Genomic DNA, 21,013 nt, shown 5'->3' with positions numbered 1-21,013 from the left:
ATTAAATGTATAAATGAAATAATAGAATTAATAAATAAATCTAAATTCCTCCTGCCTTTTACACATAAAAGGTACATACAAAAAAGATTTTATCATCAGCATGGATATGAGGTGGATTTAGAAAAACCTACAACCTTTTCAGAAAAAATACAATGGCTGAAACTGTATGGGCCGTTACATCAATACACCAATTATGTTGATAAATATGAAGTTAGAAGCTATGTGAAACAAATTATTGGGGAGAGATATTTAATTCCTAATATAGGGGTGTATGACAATGTTAATAAGGTCGATATTAATTCCCTTCCAGAAAAATTCATAATTAAAGCTACACATGGATGTGGCTGGAACCTTGTAGTTAAGGATAAATCTAAATTAGATTGGAATGTGACTAAAAAGAAGATTAATAAATGGATTAAATCAAACTATTTTTATCTGTCCGGAGAAAGAAACTATTATAAAATAAATGGAAGGATTATTATAGAAGAATTTATAGAGGATAAAGAAGGAGATTTAAAAGATTATAAGTTTTATTGTTTTCATGGGGAACCGAAATTTATAATGGTTAATATAGATACAAATAAAAGCAGAAAAGCCTTCTTCGATACAGAATGGAACAGACTAAGTATGAATATGCATCAATCTCATTCTTCTAACAGTGTGCTAAAACCATACCATTTGGATGAAATGTTAGATGTTTGCCGGAAACTCTCTGGAAAATTTCCTTTAGTCCGTGTTGATTTATATTACACCGAAGGAAGGATCTATTTTGGTGAATTAACCTTTACACCAGGAAATGGATTTAATAAATTCAGCCACAAAAAATATGACCTATTATTTGGGGAGCAATTACACTTATCTAAAGTCGTAAATGAGTGAAATCAATTAATTTGAAAGGCGCCTTAGGATGAGGTGCTCTTTTTTAGTATTTTCATAAGTTGTTTCGAAAGGAGAGAAAAAGGTATGAGTATTCTAGTCACCGGAGGAGCTGGTTATATTGGGAGTCACACGTGTGTGGAGCTCCTTAATGAAGATTATGAGATTGTCGTCGTTGATAATTTTTCTAACAGTAAACCTGAATCCCTTAATCGTGTTCGTGAAATAACAGGGAAGGACTTTCCGGTTTACAAAGCAGATATATTAGACAGGGAAGCGTTAACGGCGGTATTTAAAGAAAACGATGTAGAAGCAATCATACACTTTGCCGGTTTGAAGGCGGTAGGAGAATCTGTTTCCAATCCTCTTCGCTATTATGAAAATAATATCACCGGCACATTAAATCTTTGCGGAGTAATGGAGAAGTTCACAGTAAATAAGATGGTTTTCAGTTCGTCAGCGACTGTGTACGGATTACAGGATGGTGCCCCTTTTCATGAAGATCTGCCCCTGCAGGCAACGAATCCTTATGGACGGACTAAATTGATGATTGAAGACATACTGAGGGATATCTATACCGCAAATCAAAACTGGGGGATCGCCCTATTAAGGTACTTTAACCCTATTGGCGCTCATCATAGCGGGCTGATTGGAGAAGATCCAAATGGTGTGCCTAATAATCTTCTTCCATATATTTCTCAGGTAGCTGTTGGCAAGCTTAAGAAGTTAACGGTTTTCGGAAATGATTATCCCACTCATGACGGAACAGGGATAAGAGATTATATTCATGTGGTTGACCTGGCAAAGGGGCATTTAAAAGCGCTGGAGAAAGTGTTAAATGATAAAGGTGTTGAAGCTTATAATCTGGGGACTGGAAATGGGTACAGCGTTCTTGAGATGATTCAAACATTTGAAAATGTCTCATGCCAGAAAATTCCTTATGATATTCAAAACAGGAGGCCGGGTGATATAGCCATCAGCTTTGCAGATCCTTCAAAAGCCCAAAGAGGCTTAAACTGGCAAGCTGAAAAGGATTGTCATGATATGTGCCTTGATTCATGGCAATGGCAAAAAAATAATCCGGATGGATATGCAGCAACTGAAAAACAGACAGAAGTCAAAGCGTGAGCAGCTCAAAAGTGAGGTGCTTTTTTTGTGGATGTAGAATTTTGTTTGCAATTTAAAAAGGGGGCTATATAATGAAAGGCATTATACTAGCAGGAGGAAGCGGAACGCGCCTTTATCCGTTAACAAAGTCCATATCTAAGCAGCTGCTGCCGGTATACGACAAACCGATGATTTATTATCCCCTTTCTGTCTTAATGTTAGCTGGAATTAAAGATATTCTAATTATTTCAACGCCTGAAGATACACCCCGGTTCGCCCAGTTGTTAGGTGATGGAAGCGAGTTAGGAATTAACTTGTCATATGACATCCAAGCTGAGCCGAATGGCCTTGCAGAAGCGTTTATTATCGGAGATGAGTTTATAGGTTCTGATGATGTGGCTTTAATTTTAGGAGATAATATCTTTCACGGGCATGAGTTTACGAAGCATCTGGAGAATGTGAGAAAAAAATTAAATGGAGCAACTGTATTTGGTTATAATGTCAACGATCCTGAGCGTTTCGGAGTCGTCGAATTTGACCGGGACGGCAATGTGCTGTCAATTGAAGAGAAGCCGCCAGTTCCAAAATCAAATTATGCAGTGACCGGCCTGTATTTTTACGATAATCAGGTGGTTGATATTGCCAAATCAATTAAGCCGTCAGCCAGAGGAGAACTGGAGATAACAGATGTGAACAAAGCCTATCTGGAACAGGGCCAGCTTCATGTAGAGTTATTAGGACGTGGGTTTGCCTGGATGGATACTGGCACTCACGAAGCACTTCTTGAGGCCTCGCAATTCATTGAGCTAATCGAAAAGCGGCAACGGCTTAAAGTTGCCTGTTTAGAAGAAATTTCATATATGAGGGGCTATATCACCAGGGAACAACTGATTAGCCTGGCTGCGCCTCTAAAGAAAAGTGAATATGGTAAGTACCTATATCGCATATCTGAAATGGAAGCAAACAGAAGAATTGAAGGGATGCTGTTAACATAAAGATGCCATTTTCTTTCATTTAAGGAGACATAGGAGGGAGAAAAGTTGAACTTATTAGTCACTGGCGGAGCAGGATTTATCGGCAACCATTTTATCAGGCATATGATTAACAAATACCCGGACTATAAAATTGTCAATATTGATAAACTGACTTATGCAGGCAACCTGGAAAACTTATCAGATGTGGCGCATCTCAGTCAGTATCACTTCGTCCATGGAGATATTACAAATAAACAGCTGATAGATAAGACCGTTAATGAATATGACATAAACGTGATTGTTAACTTTGCTGCCGAATCGCATGTGGACCGAAGCATTGAAACACCTGATATTTTTGTAAAAACGAATGTTTTAGGGACACAGACACTGCTTGATGCATCGTTAAATAAGGGAATAAAAAAGTTTATTCAAATATCAACAGATGAGGTTTACGGGAGCCTTGGTGAAAAAGGTTATTTTATTGAAGAAACGCCTCTTGCACCTAACAGCCCCTATTCAGCAAGTAAAGCAGCAGCTGACTTGATGGTGAAATCTTATTATGAAACGTACAACATGGATATAAATATTACCCGGTGTTCAAATAATTACGGGCCTTATCATCATCCGGAAAAACTGATTCCTCTTATGATCACACATGCTATGGAAAATAAAAAAATGCCGGTATACGGAGATGGTTTAAATGTCAGAGACTGGCTTCATGTCACAGACCATTGCCGAGCGATCGATTTAGTCCTTCATAAGGGTGGACCTGGGGAAGTATTTAATATTGGGGGGCACAACGAAAGAACAAATTTAGAAATTGTTAGAGGGATCGTCGAGCATCTTAATAAACCCGAGGAATTAATCAGCTTTGTAGAAGACCGTAAAGGCCATGACCGCCGTTATGCGATTGACCCGTCAAAAATACGAACCGATTTGGGCTGGGAAGCAGTTTATACGTTTGATACAGGGTTGAAAGAGACTATTGACTGGTATGTGCAGCATCAGGACTGGTGGAGGAAGTTAAAAAGCGGTTAATCAGATAACCAGAGGATTGAAGGTGTTCGAATGAAAATAGAAACGACATTTTTTAAAGAGGTAAAAGTCATAACCCCTAAGGTCTTTACGGACCACAGGGGTTTTTTTATGGAATCATACAATGCAGAGAGATTTAAAGAGGCAGGGATAGCATTTAACTTTATTCAGGATAACCATTCCCTTTCTGTAAATAAAGGGACAATCAGAGGGTTGCATTTTCAATTACCTCCAAAATCACAAGCTAAATTAGTCAGGGTGGTCAAAGGCGCGATATATGATGTAGCAGTTGATATAAGGAAATCCTCCCCCCATTTCGGAAAATGGGTCGGGGTTGAGTTAAGTGCCGAAAATAAAAAACAGTTAATTATACCAAGAGGATTTGCTCACGGTTTTTGTACGCTGGAGGAAAATACTGAGGTTATTTATAAAGTGGATGAGTATTATGCCCCTGAATATGACAGAGGCATCAGATGGGATGATCCGGCTTTAAATATTAATTGGCCAGCGAATGAGCCAGTGCTGTCTGAAAAAGATCTAGACCACCCTAATTTAGAGCATGCTGACGTTTTTAAGTAAAGAAGAGCCTGGGGGATACGTGCAGAGAGGAGGAACCGATGAGCGCAATTGCTGGTATACAGCACTTCTATAATGGGCAGGTGCCAGAAGAGCACTCGGGTGCCATGATGAAAACATTGGCACAATTTCCTGCAGATGATATGAAGGCATGGGGCAAAGAGAGTACGTTCCTGGGATGCCTCTCTCAATGGATTACACCGGAATCAGTTGGAGAAGTGCTCCCATTTTACTGCGAAGACAGGAAAACAGCGATCACAGCTGATGCAATCATTGATAACCGCGAGGAATTATTTGATGCGTTTCAAGTGGATCAAAAAGTAAGAGAAAGCATTCCGGACAGCCGGTTAATATTACTGGCCTACGAAAAATGGGGAGAAGACTCACCGAAACATTTAATAGGTGATTTTGCTTTTATGATTTGGGACGACAGGAGGAAGACGCTGTTCGGTGCGAGGGATTTCACTGGTACACGAACACTCTATTATTATTTCGGCCGCCAGCGGTTCGCCTTCTGCACGACAATTGAGCCTTTGCTGGCTTTGCCGTATATAAGTAAGAGTCTGAATGAAGAGTGGCTGGCTGAATACCTTGCAATTACCGGAATGATAGATACTGCAGGAGCGGAAACCACCCCATACAACACGATCTTTCAAGTGCCTCCTTCCCATAGTATTACTGTAAAAAACACTAGAGTGAAATTGACCAGGTACTGTTCCTTGCGTCCGGAAAAAACCTTGCATTTTAAATCAGATGAGGAGTACGTGGAAGCCTTTCAGGAAGTCTTTCAGAAAGCAGTCAATTCCAGATTGCGGACCTTTCGGCCAGTTGCTTCACAGTTAAGCGGTGGGCTGGATTCAGGAGCGGTTACAAGTTTCGCAGCAAAACAGATGCAGGCAGGAAATAAGCAGTTACACACCTTCAGCTATGTTCCTGTAGATGACTTTGATGATTTCACACCCAGACATTTAATTCCCGATGAAAGGCCGTTTATTAAAGAAACGGTCGATCATATCGGCGGTATAAAGGATCACTATTTCGATTTCAAAGGGAAAGATTCTTATTCGGAAATCGATGAGATGCTTCAAACTGTAGAGATGCCTTATAAATTTCATGAAAACTCATTTTGGCTTAAAGGAATGTTTGAAAAAGCTGCTGACCATAGGCTTGGGGTGCTGCTGAATGGGGACAGAGGCAACTTTTCTATCTCATGGGGCTCAGCTCTCGATTATTACGCGGTTTTATTAAACAGATTCAAATGGATAAAGCTTTTCCAAGAATTAAATTATTATAGTCTCACTGTAGGCGGGCCCCGGTTGCGACGGATTCCGCTTATATTAAGACGGGGACACCCGATGATTGATTTATTCTTCTCTAAAAATAATACCTGGTTTCTTCCGCCATTAATAAATGAAGAATTTGCACAACGTACAGGGATTTATGACAAACTGGCTCAACATAGCATTAATAAGACTGGCTGGTTTAAGAAATCAAATATGTATGAAGATCGAAGAAAACTGTTTGAACATATTTTTCCCTGGAATGCAGGCAATACCTTCACCTGTAAGATGTCCCTGAGCAGCCAAACGTGGAAGCGGGACCCGTCAAATGATTTACGTGTGGTCCGTTTTTGTTTATCTGTTCCGGAAGAACAGTTCGTAAAAGATGGCGTGGACAGATCACTTATCAGAAGAGCAACCGAGCACTATCTGCCTGACAAAGTAAGGTTAAACCATCGTTTTAGAGGTGTTCAGGGCGCCGATTGGGTTCACAGGCTTAAACCCTGGTGGCAGGAATTAACAAGTGAACTCGTTCAGATGTGCAACGATGACAGAATATTAAAGTATGTCGACGGAAATCTCCTTAAAGCAGCTTTAATTAAAATACGTGAAGGGCCTAAGGACCACTGTGCGACTGATCCGGATTACAAAAATATAATGCGCGCTCTCATTGTCTACCGGTTTCTCCAAAAGTTTTGATAAGCAGCAACCTGAAAGAATGCTGAAAGGAGGTGATTATATGAAGAAGGAATGGAAAGAACCTGAACTGGAAGAGCTTGATTTAAATATGACGATGTTAGGAAACGAAGGGGAGCATCTGGATAATGACTTCCCAGCAGGCACGAACTTTAATGATATAACGCTCAGTTAGGTGTAAATGATACTTAATTAGGTCGGTTAGATCCCTGTATCTTTTTTTAAAACGGCAGGCTGGGACCGCGGAGCCGTTTTAAAAAGGTACAGGCTTTTTTTGTAAAATAAGAATTGACATTAGCATAAATGAATGATATTTTTTACATAAGACGACATTCTCCATAACGAACAAACATATGAGGGAAATATATAATAATTTGGTATCAGCTTTTTTTATACACTTTTTGTTCTTTATTAAGCACAAAAAGATATATCAAAACTAACTTCGCTGCTGAGTAAAAGGAGGTATCCATGAGCGCAATAGCCGGTCTGTTCCATTTTAACAAAAGCCCTGTTTCCAATGAGCAAACCACCGACTTGATGAAGGGGTTTGAGCGTTTTCCGGGTGACGATGTCCGATGCTGGCAAAAATCTAATGCGTTTCTTGGATGCCATGCTCAATGGATAACCCCTGAATCAGTTGGTGAACCGTTGCCTTATTACGATTATGAGAGGCAGTTAGTGATTACGGCAGATGCCATCATTGATAATAGAGAAGAATTGTTTGAGAAATTACAAATTGAAAAGGCGTATAGACAAAACATCCCTGACAGCAGGCTGATTTTATTAGCTTATTCAAAATGGGGAGAAGAGGCACCGAAAGAGTTAATCGGTGATTTTGCATTTATGATCTGGGATGAGAGAAAGCAGAAGCTTTTTGGAGCTAGAGATTTTTCCGGAGCTCGTACATTGTATTACTGCTTTAAAGAAGGGCGTTTGGCTTTCTCCACACTTATAGCACCGTTGTTTACACTCCCTGGGATTAACAAAAAGGTTAATGAGGAGTGGATGGCTGAGTTTCTCGCTATTCCAGGGATGGTCGAGGCAGTAGATATGAACCATACCGTTTATGAAACGATCATGCAGGTGCCTCCATCTCACAGTATTTCTGTAAGTGAGAGGGGAGTAAGGATTTCCAGATATAATGTTTTAAATTTAAACGAAAAAATAAAATTAAAATCAGATGCAGAATATGAAGAAGCATTCAGGGATGTAGTCGGAAGGGCAGTAAAGGACAGAGTTCGTACCTACGGCAAAGTTGGCTCTCATCTGAGCGGTGGCCTTGACTCAGGTTCAGTGGCCAGTTTTGCCGCAGCAGAATTAAAGAAAAAGAATAAACAGCTCCATACGTTCAGTTTTGTCCCTGATAATGAATTTGTTGACTGGACAGATAATTATTATGTGCCCGACGAACGTCCATTTATAAAAGAAACAGTTAATTTCACAGGGAACATTAAAGACTACTATTTTAGTTTTGATGGAAGGGATCCTTACTCTGAAATGGATGACTTCCTCGACATTATGGAAATGCCTTATAAGTTTTTTGACAATGCTTACTGGCTTAAAGGGTTGAATGAAGAAGCAGCCCATAAAGGTGTAAAAGTGCTGTTGAATGGGGCGAGAGGCAACCACTCTGTTTCCTGGGGATCGTTGAGCCTGACTTATGATTATTATGTATCTTTGTTAAAAACTTTAAGGTGGATGCGTTTATATAAAGAATTAAATGCGTACTGTCAGACATTTCAAACAGGCAAAAAAGTTGTGCTTCCTTTTATTGCAAAACGTGCTATTCCAACTAAAACCAGTAAAGAGACTGCTGGCCTCTTTCCTTCAATAATCAACCAGGAATTAGCGCTAAAAACAAATGTTTTTGAAAAAATCAGCGGACATGGAATGAATCCGGCCACAGGTGTTGTTAATAGTTTAAATAATTACCGGGGAAGTTATTATCTTTCGCCTTTTACGTGGAACAAAAGTGGAACAGCAGAAACAAAATTATCGTTGCGTTATTCTCTTTGGAACCGGGATCCGACAAATGATTTGCGTGTCATACGTTACTGCTTAGCTATTCCTGAGGAACAGTTTACAAATAATGGATTAGAGAGGTCCCTTATACGGCGGGCTATGAAAAATAAGCTGCCTGATAAGGTAAGAATAAATCAATTCAAACGGGGATTACAAGGGGCAGACACGGTTCACCGCATGAAAAGAAAATGGGTGTCCTTTGGAAAGGAATTAACTGATCTGGTTAAGGACCCTGTTCTTTCTAACTATGTAGATATGGACGTTGTAAGAGATGCTGTGTTTACTATTAAAAATGCAGATCCAAAACTTGCTTTTAAAACGGAATTCCATCTATTAACCCGTACTTTAATAGTTTACCGGTTTATAAAAAATCTAGAAAGGGGGTGACAATATGAAAAAGAGTTGGAAACAACCACAATTATCAGTGCTTGACGTCAGCAACACGATGAATGGACCAGGGAATGCCAATGCTGACTGCTTTGATGTATCAGAAGGAAAACATGAAACGCATGAGGGCCGTTCTAACGCAAGCTGCTTGGGCAGTTAGAAAAAGGTGTCTGCATAATAATTGTAAATAAGCCCTTAATACCTCATCATTAAGGGCTTTAATAACGGAGGCACGCTATGGAAAAAATAGCTAATACTGTCTATAAAACATTTGGGCTAAGCGTATCCAGTGAACTACCGCTTCCAGAACTTCCTGTGATGAATAAACACATAAAGGTACCTGATTTAACGGTGAAATACGGAGATTTAACACGGGGATGGGAAGCTGAATCAATGAAAGGTAATCATTTTGTGATACATCCAGATTATATTCTGTTCATAGTGCCCGAAACAGCAATTTTTATGGTTCGAAATGGCAAGGAGATCACCATTTCACCATTTAGAGAGGCAAGGAATGATTATCTCCGCCTTTTCCTGCTTGGTACATGTATGGGAGCGATCCTGTTGCAAAGGCGCATTCTTCCGTTACACGGCAGCGCAATTGCCATTAACGGCAAAGCGTATGCGATCGTAGGAGATTCAGGAGCAGGGAAATCGACACTTGCTTCAGCGTTTCTAAACCGGGGATATAAACTCCTAAGTGACGATGTTATCCCTGTTTCTTTAAACGAAGAAGGCTATCCGGTAGTGACGCCGGCTTACCCACAACAAAAACTATGGCAGGAAAGCTTAACCGCATTTGGTATGGATTCCAACCAATTGCGTCCGATCATTGACAGGGAAACGAAGTTCGCTGTTCCAGTACCGGACCGATTTGCCTCGGAACCGCTGCCTCTTGCCGGTGTTTATGAACTGGTGAAAACGGAAGCGAAAGAGGTTGCATTAGAGCCGGTTGACCATTTAGAACGGTTCCATAAACTGTTCTATCATACGTACCGGAATTTTATTGTCCGGCCTTCCGGGTTACTCGAATGGCACTTTCAAATGTGCGCAAGTATAGTTAAAAAAATAGACTTTTACCAGATCCGCCGCCCAGTTTCATCGTTTACTGCCCAGGAGTTATCATCGCGCATTTTATCTGCAATTAATGAGGAGGTGGCCATATGATTAAAAACCAGCCAGTATCTCTTAAACACATCGTCAGCCAAAACGAAGGAAATATTGTCAGCGATATGGATGGAGAAAAGGTCATGCTTAGTATTAAAAACGGTAAGTATTATAACCTTGGGGAAATCGGCGGAGCGATTTGGGAGCTTGTTGAAGAGCCTGTCGTGATTGAAGAGGTAATCTATACTTTATTATCCGAGTATGATGTGACTCACGAAGAGTGTAAAGAACACGTGTTTTCCTTTTTAACACGGTTGTCGGAAGAAGGGTTAGTAAAGCTGGAAGATCCTGAAGCTGCTGTTTAGTTTCTTACAGGAAGGACTTTGAAGATGAGAAAAATAAAGGCGTTTTTGTTCCTAAACCTCGAATCGAAGCTGCTTATGATCGAAGCACTTTTGTATTTAGGCTGGGCCCGGATATTAAAACAGAAACCGTTCTCCAAAGTGGCGCCATCTTTAGGACAGTATATGGAGGAGACGGCGCAGGTGCTTGCTGATTCAGAGTCAAAGAAAGACTTGGCGCGTGTGTCACAAGCCATTCATATGATGAGCAAATATACTTTTTGGGAGAGCAAATGTCTTGTCAAAGCCATTGCTGCCATGAAAATGCTGGAAAGGCGACGGATTGGAAGCACGATGTATTTAGGGACAGCAAAGGACGAAAAGGGAGATCTTATTGCGCACGCCTGGCTGCGGAGCGGCCCCTACTTTATTTGCGGCTCGGAAGGAATGGAGAAGTTCACTGTCGTAAGTATGTTTGCCAACAAAAAAAGCCGCAAACCGATTCAAGGAGAAAACTATGGATAATCAGGCACTCGGTTTAAGACAACTGCCACAGGAATTAAAACTTATACTTGCCTTACTTCAAGAGAGAAACCATGACGTTTACCAAAATCCCCGGCTCCTCACAACGATAAACTGGGATCTGTTTATAGAATTATGTGTGCATCACCGGCTTTATCCTTTATTATATCCTGAGATTAAAAAGCAGAAAGGAAATGTGTTTCCTCCCTCTGTGGTCGAAACGCTCTTTCACTACTATCAGCAAAATACGTTTAATATGCTCCACTTATGTGGAGAGACAGCGTTTATAAATAAATTGTTCACTGAAAATAACATTCGGCTTCTTTTTTTAAAAGGCCCGCATCTTGCCCGGGAACTTTACGGTGATTATTCTCTCCGTACCTCAAATGACCTTGATTTTCTTATTCAAGGACAGGATTTGGAGAAAGCAGAGAAGCTTCTTGAAAAACATGGATACGAGAAAGAAGACTATATCAGGACTGTCTTAAATGACTGGAAATGGCGCCACCATCATGTCACTTATTATCATCCTGAGAAAGGAACAAAACTGGAAGTTCACTGGCGGCTTCATCCGGGACCAGGCAAAGAACCTGATTTTAACGACTTATGGGCGCGCAGAAAGACCGGCACCTTTACGGAAACGCCTGTTTGTGCCCTCGGGAAAGAAGATTTGTTTGTCTTTCTCGCTTTACATGGAGCTCGGCATGGCTGGTCAAGACTGCGCTGGCTCTGTGATATTCACCAGCTCACAGGACAAGCTCTCGACCCGGCTCTTCTGAAAAAGTTATTAAAAGCTTCTGGCAGCGTTCATATTGGAGAGCAGGCGTTACGCTTATCGGCCATTTTACTGGATACCGCCATACCGGAATGGAAAGAGCCGTTCCGCTTTAAGAAAAGGTCTGAAAAGCTTGCGGATCAGGCATTTTATTACTTTGAAAACATGGTCAACCTTCATACGGATCCCGTACCGGAAGAGGTCTCGGAGTATCATAAACACTATTTATTTTCACTGATGTCTTACCCGCAAAAGGCCGTTTTTTTGCTCAGTTTTCTATACCCTTATCCTGAAGATGCCGAGACAATGCCGTTACCAAAACCGCTTCATTTTTTGTATTTTCCATTACGGCCGTTTTTATGGGCATGGAGGAAAACGAGGAAACAAGCGGTAACTTAGGAGGATACTATGAAACCTGTGTTTTATTTTTTAAAGCAAATTCATTTATATGCCGGGAAAATCCTCTATTTCAACCTCGTTGCTATGAGTCTGATCGGCCTGCTGGATGGTATCGGCATATTATTGCTGATTCCTATGCTCAGCATGAGCGGGGTAGTTGAACTTGATACAGGAGGGACGCCTGTTGCCGGCCTGTTTGAATTTTTACAGGGCGTGCCAGCTTCAGTTGGTCTGCCGGTAATTTTATCGGTTTTTATATTAATTGCGGTAGCCCAGAATCTTCTGCAGCGGCAAATCACCGTCAAAAATGCCATGATCCAGCATGGCTTTTTCCGTTATATGAGAGTAAAAACGTATCAGTCTCTGCTTCACGCGAACTGGCGGTTTTTTATTAAAAAAAGGAAATCGGATCTCGTCAATTTATTAACTGCCGAAATTGCCCGCGCAAGCGCAGGCACGCATTCTTTTTTACAGTTTTTCGCTTCACTGATTTTCACATTGATTCAAATTGGAATTGCGGTCTGGCTGTCACCTGTGATTACTGCATTTGTTATGATTTGCGGTCTTGTGCTCATTTTCCTGAACAGAAAGTTTCTGAAACGGTCTCATGCTCTGGGAGAGAGAAATTTCACGTTAGGAAAAGCTTATCTCGGAGGAATCACCGACCAGATCAACGGAATTAAAGATATTAAGAGCAATACGTTAGAAGAATCGCGAATGGACTGGTACCGGTCCATAACTAAACGGATGGAACAGGAACAGGTGGAATATACAAAGTTAAAAACAAAGTCCCAGCTTTATTATAAAGTTGCTTCAGCCTGTTTGATTGCAGTATTTATATTTACAGCCATTCATCTGTTTCAAGCCCAGGGAGCAGAACTGCTTCTCATTATCGTTATTTTCTCGAGGCTTTGGCCGAAAGTGGCGGGCATTCAAGGTTCACTCGAGGATATTGCGACAAAACTGCCGGCGTTTAAAGCGGTGGTTTCCTTGCAGGAGGAAGCTGAAAAATCACAGGAACTGGCTTATGAGAACACAGATGGGGCTAGTGTGAGACCTCTTCAAATGGATAAAGGCATTGAATGCAGAAACGTTTTTTTTCGCTACCGCGAAAAGGAAGAGAAGTATGCGTTAAAGGATATTAATTTATTTTTGCCGGCTAATCATATGACTGCTGTCGTCGGTCGTTCCGGCGCAGGGAAAAGCACATTAATAGATACGTTGATGGGATTAAATGAGCCGGCGTCTGGTGAGGTTCTGATAGACGGAACACCGCTGACCCGGGAGAATTTAATTGCCTGGAGACGTGCGATCAGTTATGTCCCGCAGGATCCGTTTCTATTTAATGAAAGCATTAAGGAGAATTTAAAATTGGTGAAACCGGATGCAACTGACACGGATATTTGGGAAGCGCTCGAATTTTCGTCTGCAGCAGAGTTTGTCAAAAAGCTGCCGGAAGGAATCGATACGCTGATCGGGGACCGCGGAATCAGACTTTCCGGCGGGGAGCGCCAGCGTCTCGTTATAGCGAGAGCCATTCTCCGGAAGCCTTCTGTGCTTATTTTAGACGAAGCGACAAGCTCTCTGGATACTGAGAATGAGCTCAAAATACAACAGGCACTTGAACGCCTGAAAGGGGAAATGACGATTATTGTTATTGCCCACCGGCTTTCAACGATCCGAAATGCAGACCAGGTATTAGTGTTAGATGAAGGAAGGATAATCGAAAAAGGCAAATTCGGTCAATTGGCTGATAAAAAACGGGGGGTCTTTAACAACTTGTTAAAAAGCCAGGTGAACGCCACCCTGTAACGTTTGGAGAGATGATTATGCGAAAGAAGAGGGGGAGCGTCCTGGTTATTATAATGCTGCTTTTCATTACAGTAGTCGTTAGCTTTACGATCTGGGATAACAACCGGATCATCCTTGCAGAACAGGATATAGAAATTGAGGGCCTCCCCTCCGAGCTTGAAGGGTTTCGAATTCTCCAAGTGACCGACTTACATGAAAAATATTTTGGAGAGAACCAATCAAGACTGAGCGATAAGATTAATGGAATTGACTATGACGTTATCGTCTTTACAGGGGATATGCTGGAGACAGGCAACACGACCGATTTTCACCCTTTTTACTCGTTAATAGACGGCATTACGAATAAAGACCACGCGTTATTTGTCCATGGAAATTCCGACCCTGAACCTTACCGGTACGGCCGCCATACCCCATTTGAAAGACATGAATTTATTAACGGGATGGAAGATAAAGGTGTCACTCTCCTGGAATCTGTCTACACGGTAGAGGTTGGTTCGGCTCACGTTCACTTTACAGAATTCGAGTTATCGCTCGTTGAACCCGGGAAAGGCTTGGCAGAAATCGACCAGCAGGCAAAAATCGAGCAGAGTGAGCATTACCAGGACTATTTAAATCATCAAAAGGATTTGCTGGAAGAGATGCAAGTGCTCGATGAGGCCAGCCAAGAGGATGTCCTCATTTCCTTGTACCATTATCCTATTGTAGACTTTCGGGTTGATCTTCTGATGGATGACCCGGACTCTCTGTTAAGAGACTTTGATCTGATGCTCGCCGGGCATTATCATGGCGGCCAGATTCGTCTGCCGTTTGTAGGCGCGCCGTTTGTCCCGGAGCCCTATTATGAGCGAAGCGGATTATTCCCGCCCCAGGACCGCATTAAGGGGCTGTGGGAATACCGGGGGCTGAAACAGTATGTGAGCGCGGGCCTAGGCAGCAGCGACGCTCTTCCTTTATTAAACTTCCGCTTTTTAAACCCTCCTGAAATAAACCTTCTTACTTTAAAGTCTAAATAGGATGGCCCATTATAAACCGGGTGTTCTTTTCCCCTTTAATTAATCTTTCTTAAAAAACCAGTTGTTTCACCACGTTTGTGATACAGCTGGTTAATCCTTCGTTTTTTCACTGTTAATTCTTCTTCAGCAAGTTCCTCCACTAAGCATTTCCCTGAGCCAGAGAGCTGATCACCTCACTCCAGTAATTGGCTGGCCCCCGCCTCATCCCGTTTACATTTTTTCTGCCTTACAGGTATGGTACAATCAAGTGCAGATAAATGCAGAACGGAAAGGATAAGAGGACTATGAGCAAACAACAGCCGCCAGTGAAAAAGAACGAGATGGTGCAGGTGACCTTTGAGGATATTACCCATGACGGGTCAGGTGTAGCGAAAGTGGATGGTTATCCGCTGTTTGTAAAGCGCGCCCTGCCAGGCGAGACGGCAGATGTGAAAGTGATTAATGTGAAGAAAAATTACGGATTTGGCCGCCTGATGGAATTAAAGGAAACGAGCCCCGAGAGAGTCGAGCCGCCTTGCCCGATCTTTAAACAATGCGGCGGTTGCCAGCTTCAGCACTTAAGCTATGAAGGCCAGCTGGAGTATAAACAGAAACAGGTAAAAGACGTCCTCGAGCGGATCGGGGGACTGAACGTGCCCGTGCATCCGACACTCGGCATGGAAGACCCTTGGCGTTACCGTAATAAATCCCAGGTACCTGTGGGCGAGCGTAACGGCGAACTTGTGGCGGGTTTCTTTGCGGAGAGGAGCCATACGATTGTCGATATGGAAAGCTGTGTCATTCAGCGTGAAGACAACGACCGTGTTGTCCAGCTCGTGAAAAAACTGGCCAAACAGTACGGCATTCGCGGATACGATGACCGTATCCATAAAGGCACCTTAAGGCACGTTGTTGTCAGGCATGCGAAACATACTGGCCAGCTGATGGTGGTTCTTGTAACGAAAGGAAAAGAGCTGCCCAATAAGAAAAATCTCATTGAGGCGCTTAAAGATGAGCTGCCGAACGTTACCTCGATTGTTCAAAACATTAATCCAAAACGGACGAACGTTATTTTTGGCGACAAAACAGAAGTGCTCTGGGGTGAAGAAGTCATTTATGATTACATCGGTGAGATTAAATTCGCCATCTCTGCCCGGTCATTTTACCAGGTGAATCCGGATCAGACGAAAGTACTTTACGATAAAGCACTGGAATATGCGCAGCTTACTGGTAAAGAAACAGTAATTGATGCTTACTGCGGGATCGGCACGATCAGCCTGTTCCTGGCACAGAACGCGAAGCAGGTGTACGGAGTGGAAGTGGTGCCTGAAGCGGTAGCAGATGCGAAACGGAACGCGAAGCTCAACCATATTGATAACGCCGAGTTCGTTGTCGGCGAAGCGGAAAGTGTTATGCCGTGGTGGCAGGCGCAGGGTCTTCATCCTGATGTGATTGTAGTCGACCCGCCCCGTAAAGGGTGTGACGAAGCCCTTCTTGAATCGATGACCGCGATGAAGCCGGAGAGGATTGTCTATGTCTCATGCAACCCGGCGACGTTGGCCCGCGACCTGAAATATTTAGAAGGAAAAGGCTACGCGACGCAGGAAGTCCAGCCTGTCGATATGTTTCCGCAGACGGGGCACGTGGAGTGCGTCTCGCAGATAGTTAAAAAATAAGCAGGAGCCCCTGAATAGGGGCGTCCTGCAGTTTTTTATATTTAAACAACGAGGGATCAGAAAAACAATAAAATTCACATAATACTTTAATCTATAAAAGGGAGGATCTCTGTGGATATTCGGTTGCGAAACATTATTAAAAAACTCCAGGAAGCAAAGGAACCGATTACAAGTTCAGAACTTGCAGCCAGTTTACTGGTTAGTTCTAAGACGGTTAGGAATGACATTAAAGTATTAAACCAGGAACTAAAAGAAATAGGTGCCCGTATAGAATCATACCGCGGGAAGGGTTACCGGCTCTTTACTGATAATGAAAAAACGATCCGGGAATTCCTTGAAAATCACAGTGAAATGACTCGTGAAGATATCCCATCTAAGCATGAAGAACGCGTACGTTTTTTGATGGAGAGGCTGTTATTCAATTCAGATTATATAAAAGTAGAGGATTTAGCGGACACGCTGTATATTAGTCGATCCACCCTGCAAAACGAGTTAAAAGTCATTCGCACAATCTTAAAAAAGTATGATTTAAATATAGAACAGAAACCTCACCACGGTATAAGGGTAATTGGAAATGAAGTGCAAATACGCTTCTGTATCTCGGAATATATTTTTAATCAAAAATCCAGCTTCGCAGGCAGCTCTGAAGATTGGCTTGAGATTTTGCCTCAAGAAGAGGTAAAGACCATCCAAAATATTACATTAGCAAAACTGCGGGAACATAAAACGATCATTTCAGATATAAGTTTACAAAATTTAATTACGCATATTGCCATAGCTTGTAAACGGATCCGTGAAGATAATGCTATTCAAATGGTTCAAAGTGAAATGAAAGAGTTGGAAAAAAAGGATAAATATAAGGTTGCAATGGAGATTGTCAGGGATATAGAGTCCAGTCTGAAGGTTGAGTTTTCAAAATATGAAGTTGCTTATATAACCATTCATTTACAAGGTACAAAATTAGCCAATTCCAACATCAAAAATGAAGAGGTTAAATCGCTGATTGATGACAAAATTACAGATAGCGTCACCGAAATGGTAAAGAGAATTGATGAGAAGTTTAACCTTCAGTTACAACAAGACGAAGATTTGCTATCAGGATTAAGTTTACACTTAAAGCCAGCTATAAACCGTTATAAATACAATATGAACATAAGAAATCCAATGTTAGAAGATATCAAAGCAAGATATCCACTTTCATTTGAAGCCGCTTTAATTGGTAAGGAAGTATTATTGGAGAAATTAAATATTAAAATAGATGAAAATGAGGTTGGTTATTTAGCACTCCATATAGAAGTAGCACAGGAGCGGCAGAAGAAAAATACGGACCGTATTCCCCGGTGTTTAATTGTTTGTGCATCAGGATTGGGCAGTGCTCAACTTCTGAAGTATAAACTTCAGACCACCTTTGGAGATCAGCTAAACATTATGGGGACAACAGAATACCATAATTTATTAAATCAATCTCTTCATAACATTGATTTTATTATTAGTACGATTCCAATTCGTGAGGAAATGCCTGTTCCTGTTAAAACAGTGAGTACTATCCTGAGCGATAACGATATAATGAATATAGAAAAAATTGTAGTGCAGGAAAATTTCGTTGTTGAAACCTATTTGCGGGAAAAGTACACCTATTTAAATATGGATTTTCAAAACTATGAAGATGTCATTAAATATATATGTGAGAAGTTAACGGAGGCTGACGAAGTAGATCATACCTATGTGGATTCAGTACTAAAACGGGAGAATTATTCACCAACAAGTTTTGGAAACCTGGTAGCTATTCCTCACCCCCTTGACCCCCAGACTGATGAGACATTCTGGTCGATTATGACATTAAAAAAACCGATTCTATGGATAGATAAGCCCGTTCAAATCGTTGTCTTATTGAATATTGCCAAAAACAATAAAGAAAACTTAAAACCAATGTATAATTCTCTGATGCAACTACTGGATGATCGGAACAAAGTGACCAGTTTTTTACAATGTAAAACGTATGATCAATTAAAAAGTGTCATAAAGAGTGTGGAGTAGTGAATCATCTCAAATCTCTGTTCTTTAATTTTTAAGCTCTGTTAAAGTTTAATGTTGTTTTACATTCACTTTCGGCGGACGCGTGCCAAGGGGCTTGTCCTCAACTAATGTTTTCGACTTGAAGAGTCGAAAACATGGATTTTCGGCCTGCGCTTAATCCCTCTGGCGTCGCCGCCTGACGTTCATGAAAAGCTGCTTTATTAAATCAACAACGAGCTTTAACAGAGCCAATTTTTAAGAAATGGGGTGCAGGTATGTTTTTATCTGAAATCCAAGCAGGCTGATCGGCATCAATCACACGTGACACAAAAAAGCAGATGGAGGGTGATCCATCTGCTTTTTTGTGTCTGTTTGTGTCTGTTTATGTCTTTTTCCGTTGACAACGGAAAAAAGTTCTCTACAAACTAAACCGGTTTCGTTGTAAATTAAGAATATAGAAACAAGGAACACACTTTAGATATAGAAATTAACAACATAGTAACTGGCTACAGGAAAAGTTTATTAAAAAATAAGTGAACAATGGAGGAATTTAAAATGAAACAAGCTTTAATTATTTGTGCAGCTGGTATGTCCTCTTCTTTAATGGCTAAGAAGACAACGGAGTATTTTGATAGTAAAGGAAAAGATATTAAAGTAGACGCAGTTTCTACCAGTGAAGGAACACAGAAGATAGAAGATAGTGAATTTGATTTGTTTTTAATCAGCCCGCAAACAAAAATGCACTATAAAAAACTTAAAGAAACTGGAGATCGGGCTGGTAAGCCGGTTATTAACATCCCGCCGCAAGCATACATTCCTGTTCCTATGGGGATTGAAAAATTAGCAAACCTCATTTTACAGGAACTTCCGGAAGAATGATTAATTTGGTTAATGCTCAATAGAGAAAAACATTTTACTAGAGGGATTAGACCTTGCGTTTAAGCCCTCTAGGCTTAAGTTTTTTTAATACTTTTGTATGAAGATTTTACCAACATGTATAGAGGAGATGGAGAGGTCAATGGAACAGGAAAAAATTCAAAGTGTCGCATTTGAGATTATTTTGCACAGCGGATCAGCAAGAACGATAATACACGAAGCATTTAATATGATGAAAAATAATGAATTCAAAAATGCAGAAAACAAGTTAGAAGAAGCGAATGACGAAATAGTGTTAGCGCATAAAGCGCAAACAGAATTATTACAAAAGTACTCTTCTGGTGAATCCATCACCATGGGAATCATAATGGTTCATGCACAAGATCACTTAATGACTGTTATGACACTGAAAGATATTGCTTCAGAGATGTTACATCTATATGAAAAAGTCGAAAACAAGTGAGGGAATAGTTATGAAAAACGATGAAAGGACAATAGAAAAAAACAAAAAAGAATTAAGTTTGAAATCAATGTACTTTAATCGGTATTTAATGGTGAGGTATGCTTCAGCCTTGTTCTTTTTTACAAATCTATACTGGTTCGTTTCATTAGTCATGAGTCAGTCAGCATTATTTGTTCTACCTTTAATCTTACTTGTTGTCTTAATAATGAGTATTGCAGAACAAGTAAAAGTGTATAGCGATCATACAAATGATGCTAAATATACAAGGTACTGTTTTAAAACCTTGCTAATGACAAATGTCATACTCCTTTTACCAGTCTATTTTTCATCGTCTTTCACTCAACTTTATCCTTTTCTTATAGATGAAACAAGATCTAAACTTATGATCTTCTTTATATTGATGACTGGAATTTTATTAAGCACACAAATTCTGAAACGTTTAAATAAGATTAAACATAATGAAGACAAGCATTATAAACGTATCAAACAATATGAAGAGGTTATTAACTAAATAGAAATGGGGGAGTAGGATGGCATCAGAAAACAAACTATTTGGTCTCATGGAAAAGTATTTAATGGGACCGTTGAGCACAATTTCATCTTGGCGTTTTGTACGTGCAATAATGGCTGCAGGGATGGCTTCCATTCCATTTGTAATCGTTGGTTCCATGTTTCTGGTATTGAACGTATTGCCTCAGACATTCACATTTTTAGAAGGCTTTTTTAACAATACGTTTTTTAGAATCAGTGATCTGTATATGTTGGCAAATTCGGCTACCATGGGGATATTAGCATTGTATTTTGGTCTCGTAGTAGGTTACGAGTATACAAAAATAAATGCTGAAGAAGAAGGCTTAAATTTAAACCCGCTAAATGGTGCTTTATTATCCATGTTTGCTTTGTTTATGACAATACCTCAATTAGGTTTTGTCAATGGAGAAATCACACTGGTTGAACAAATGTAAGCGTCAAATAATCCCCACCTTATAATAAAGATGGGGATGAATTATGATTTAGTTATTCAGTTTTAAGAAGATAACAATCAGGCGGAAGCTCTTTCGACCAGGGAAGGCAGCTGTCT

At 40.7% G+C, this 21,013-nt stretch carries 21 protein-coding genes; all 21 read left to right on the top strand.

What is annotated here, in order from left to right; translation table 11 throughout:
• A partial coding sequence (locus K8O68_RS10105) for an ATP-grasp fold amidoligase family protein (RefSeq protein ID WP_230896771.1) occupies window positions 1–879 on the top strand: 879 nt, incomplete at its 5' end.
• A gap of 84 nt (window positions 880–963) precedes the next feature.
• Window positions 964–2,004 (top strand): UDP-glucose 4-epimerase GalE, encoded by a 1,041-nt coding sequence (gene galE / locus K8O68_RS10100; protein WP_230896770.1) that lies wholly within the window; start codon window positions 964–966, stop codon window positions 2,002–2,004.
• 71 nt (window positions 2,005–2,075) lie between these two features.
• Window positions 2,076–2,978, top strand: coding sequence for a glucose-1-phosphate thymidylyltransferase RfbA (gene rfbA, locus K8O68_RS10095; RefSeq protein WP_230896769.1), 903 nt, complete (start codon window positions 2,076–2,078; stop codon window positions 2,976–2,978).
• A gap of 45 nt (window positions 2,979–3,023) precedes the next feature.
• Complete coding sequence (gene rfbB / locus K8O68_RS10090) at window positions 3,024–3,995, top strand: dTDP-glucose 4,6-dehydratase (RefSeq protein WP_230896768.1); 972 nt, start codon at window positions 3,024–3,026, stop codon at window positions 3,993–3,995.
• Between the two features lie 30 nt (window positions 3,996–4,025).
• Window positions 4,026–4,571, top strand: coding sequence for a dTDP-4-dehydrorhamnose 3,5-epimerase (rfbC, locus tag K8O68_RS10085; RefSeq protein WP_230896767.1), 546 nt, complete (start codon window positions 4,026–4,028; stop codon window positions 4,569–4,571).
• A 38-nt stretch (window positions 4,572–4,609) separates the two neighbouring features.
• Window positions 4,610–6,547: an asparagine synthase-related protein gene (locus tag K8O68_RS10080; RefSeq protein WP_230896766.1), complete on the top strand. Its 1,938-nt coding sequence runs from the start codon at window positions 4,610–4,612 to the stop codon at window positions 6,545–6,547.
• A 40-nt stretch (window positions 6,548–6,587) separates the two neighbouring features.
• Window positions 6,588–6,719 carry a paeninodin family lasso peptide gene (locus tag K8O68_RS10075; protein WP_230896765.1) on the top strand — a complete coding sequence of 44 codons (132 nt, stop codon included), beginning with the start codon at window positions 6,588–6,590 and terminating at the stop codon, window positions 6,717–6,719.
• Window positions 6,720–7,012: 293 nt separating this feature from the next.
• Window positions 7,013–8,953, top strand: coding sequence for an asparagine synthase-related protein (locus K8O68_RS10070; protein WP_230896764.1), 1,941 nt, complete (start codon window positions 7,013–7,015; stop codon window positions 8,951–8,953).
• A 4-nt stretch (window positions 8,954–8,957) separates the two neighbouring features.
• Window positions 8,958–9,113, top strand: coding sequence for a paeninodin family lasso peptide (locus tag K8O68_RS21445; protein ID WP_255717132.1), 156 nt, complete (start codon window positions 8,958–8,960; stop codon window positions 9,111–9,113).
• Window positions 9,114–9,190: 77 nt separating this feature from the next.
• Window positions 9,191–10,120, top strand: a complete 930-nt coding sequence (locus tag K8O68_RS10060) for a phosphoenolpyruvate carboxykinase (ATP) (RefSeq protein ID WP_230896763.1) — start codon at window positions 9,191–9,193, stop codon at window positions 10,118–10,120.
• Window positions 10,117–10,425 carry a lasso peptide biosynthesis PqqD family chaperone gene (locus tag K8O68_RS10055; RefSeq protein WP_230896762.1) on the top strand — a complete coding sequence of 103 codons (309 nt, stop codon included), beginning with the start codon at window positions 10,117–10,119 and terminating at the stop codon, window positions 10,423–10,425. Before K8O68_RS10060 ends, K8O68_RS10055 begins: the two co-directional genes overlap by 4 nt.
• A gap of 24 nt (window positions 10,426–10,449) precedes the next feature.
• Complete coding sequence (locus K8O68_RS10050) at window positions 10,450–10,926, top strand: lasso peptide biosynthesis B2 protein (RefSeq protein WP_230896761.1); 477 nt, start codon at window positions 10,450–10,452, stop codon at window positions 10,924–10,926.
• Window positions 10,919–12,097: a nucleotidyltransferase domain-containing protein gene (locus tag K8O68_RS10045; protein ID WP_230896760.1), complete on the top strand. Its 1,179-nt coding sequence runs from the start codon at window positions 10,919–10,921 to the stop codon at window positions 12,095–12,097. Before K8O68_RS10050 ends, K8O68_RS10045 begins: the two co-directional genes overlap by 8 nt.
• A 9-nt stretch (window positions 12,098–12,106) precedes the next feature.
• Window positions 12,107–13,909: an ABC transporter ATP-binding protein gene (locus K8O68_RS10040; RefSeq protein WP_230896759.1), complete on the top strand. Its 1,803-nt coding sequence runs from the start codon at window positions 12,107–12,109 to the stop codon at window positions 13,907–13,909.
• 17 nt (window positions 13,910–13,926) lie between these two features.
• The gene (locus K8O68_RS10035) at window positions 13,927–14,922 is read left to right on the top strand and encodes a metallophosphoesterase (protein WP_230896758.1); all 996 of its coding nucleotides are present in this window, start codon (window positions 13,927–13,929) and stop codon (window positions 14,920–14,922) included.
• Window positions 14,923–15,206: 284 nt separating this feature from the next.
• Window positions 15,207–16,577, top strand: a complete 1,371-nt coding sequence (gene rlmD / locus K8O68_RS10030; protein ID WP_230896757.1) for a 23S rRNA (uracil(1939)-C(5))-methyltransferase RlmD — start codon at window positions 15,207–15,209, stop codon at window positions 16,575–16,577.
• Window positions 16,578–16,688: 111 nt separating this feature from the next.
• The gene (locus tag K8O68_RS10025; RefSeq protein WP_230896756.1) at window positions 16,689–18,614 is read left to right on the top strand and encodes a BglG family transcription antiterminator; all 1,926 of its coding nucleotides are present in this window, start codon (window positions 16,689–16,691) and stop codon (window positions 18,612–18,614) included.
• Between the two features lie 534 nt (window positions 18,615–19,148).
• The gene (locus K8O68_RS10020) at window positions 19,149–19,472 is read left to right on the top strand and encodes a PTS cellobiose transporter subunit IIB (RefSeq protein ID WP_230896755.1); all 324 of its coding nucleotides are present in this window, start codon (window positions 19,149–19,151) and stop codon (window positions 19,470–19,472) included.
• Window positions 19,473–19,611: 139 nt separating this feature from the next.
• Complete coding sequence (locus K8O68_RS10015) at window positions 19,612–19,932, top strand: PTS cellobiose transporter subunit IIA (protein ID WP_230896754.1); 321 nt, start codon at window positions 19,612–19,614, stop codon at window positions 19,930–19,932.
• Between the two features lie 10 nt (window positions 19,933–19,942).
• Complete coding sequence (locus K8O68_RS10010) at window positions 19,943–20,443, top strand: hypothetical protein (protein WP_230896753.1); 501 nt, start codon at window positions 19,943–19,945, stop codon at window positions 20,441–20,443.
• A gap of 19 nt (window positions 20,444–20,462) precedes the next feature.
• On the top strand, window positions 20,463–20,897 hold the full coding sequence (locus tag K8O68_RS10005) for a PTS sugar transporter subunit IIC (RefSeq protein WP_230896752.1): 435 nt from the start codon (window positions 20,463–20,465) through the stop codon (window positions 20,895–20,897).
• Window positions 20,898–21,013: the final 116 nt, after the last annotated feature.

Source organism: Salipaludibacillus sp. CUR1 (assembly GCF_021028955.1).
Taxonomy (GTDB): Bacteria; Bacillota; Bacilli; order Bacillales; family Salisediminibacteriaceae; genus Salipaludibacillus.
The sequence above is the reverse complement of the archived record's forward strand: the minus strand, read 5'-3'. Positions and strand labels throughout refer to the sequence as shown.

What these genes read in the sequence shown, in the direction of transcription:
- galE (WP_230896770.1), top strand. Translation starts at nt 964, where the DNA reads ATGAGTATTCTAGTCACCGGAGGAGCTGGTTATATTGGGAGTCACACG.
- rfbA (WP_230896769.1), top strand. Translation starts at nt 2,076, where the DNA reads ATGAAAGGCATTATACTAGCAGGAGGAAGCGGAACGCGCCTTTATCCG.
- rfbC (WP_230896767.1), top strand. Translation starts at nt 4,026, where the DNA reads ATGAAAATAGAAACGACATTTTTTAAAGAGGTAAAAGTCATAACCCCT.
- K8O68_RS10080 (WP_230896766.1), top strand. Translation starts at nt 4,610, where the DNA reads ATGAGCGCAATTGCTGGTATACAGCACTTCTATAATGGGCAGGTGCCA.
- K8O68_RS10075 (WP_230896765.1), top strand. Translation starts at nt 6,588, where the DNA reads ATGAAGAAGGAATGGAAAGAACCTGAACTGGAAGAGCTTGATTTAAAT.
- K8O68_RS10070 (WP_230896764.1), top strand. Translation starts at nt 7,013, where the DNA reads ATGAGCGCAATAGCCGGTCTGTTCCATTTTAACAAAAGCCCTGTTTCC.
- K8O68_RS21445 (WP_255717132.1), top strand. Translation starts at nt 8,958, where the DNA reads ATGAAAAAGAGTTGGAAACAACCACAATTATCAGTGCTTGACGTCAGC.
- K8O68_RS10060 (WP_230896763.1), top strand. Translation starts at nt 9,191, where the DNA reads ATGGAAAAAATAGCTAATACTGTCTATAAAACATTTGGGCTAAGCGTA.
- K8O68_RS10055 (WP_230896762.1), top strand. Translation starts at nt 10,117, where the DNA reads ATGATTAAAAACCAGCCAGTATCTCTTAAACACATCGTCAGCCAAAAC.
- K8O68_RS10050 (WP_230896761.1), top strand. Translation starts at nt 10,450, where the DNA reads ATGAGAAAAATAAAGGCGTTTTTGTTCCTAAACCTCGAATCGAAGCTG.
- K8O68_RS10045 (WP_230896760.1), top strand. Translation starts at nt 10,919, where the DNA reads ATGGATAATCAGGCACTCGGTTTAAGACAACTGCCACAGGAATTAAAA.
- K8O68_RS10040 (WP_230896759.1), top strand. Translation starts at nt 12,107, where the DNA reads ATGAAACCTGTGTTTTATTTTTTAAAGCAAATTCATTTATATGCCGGG.
- K8O68_RS10035 (WP_230896758.1), top strand. Translation starts at nt 13,927, where the DNA reads ATGCGAAAGAAGAGGGGGAGCGTCCTGGTTATTATAATGCTGCTTTTC.
- rlmD (WP_230896757.1), top strand. Translation starts at nt 15,207, where the DNA reads ATGAGCAAACAACAGCCGCCAGTGAAAAAGAACGAGATGGTGCAGGTG.
- K8O68_RS10020 (WP_230896755.1), top strand. Translation starts at nt 19,149, where the DNA reads ATGAAACAAGCTTTAATTATTTGTGCAGCTGGTATGTCCTCTTCTTTA.
- K8O68_RS10015 (WP_230896754.1), top strand. Translation starts at nt 19,612, where the DNA reads ATGGAACAGGAAAAAATTCAAAGTGTCGCATTTGAGATTATTTTGCAC.
- K8O68_RS10010 (WP_230896753.1), top strand. Translation starts at nt 19,943, where the DNA reads ATGAAAAACGATGAAAGGACAATAGAAAAAAACAAAAAAGAATTAAGT.
- K8O68_RS10005 (WP_230896752.1), top strand. Translation starts at nt 20,463, where the DNA reads ATGGCATCAGAAAACAAACTATTTGGTCTCATGGAAAAGTATTTAATG.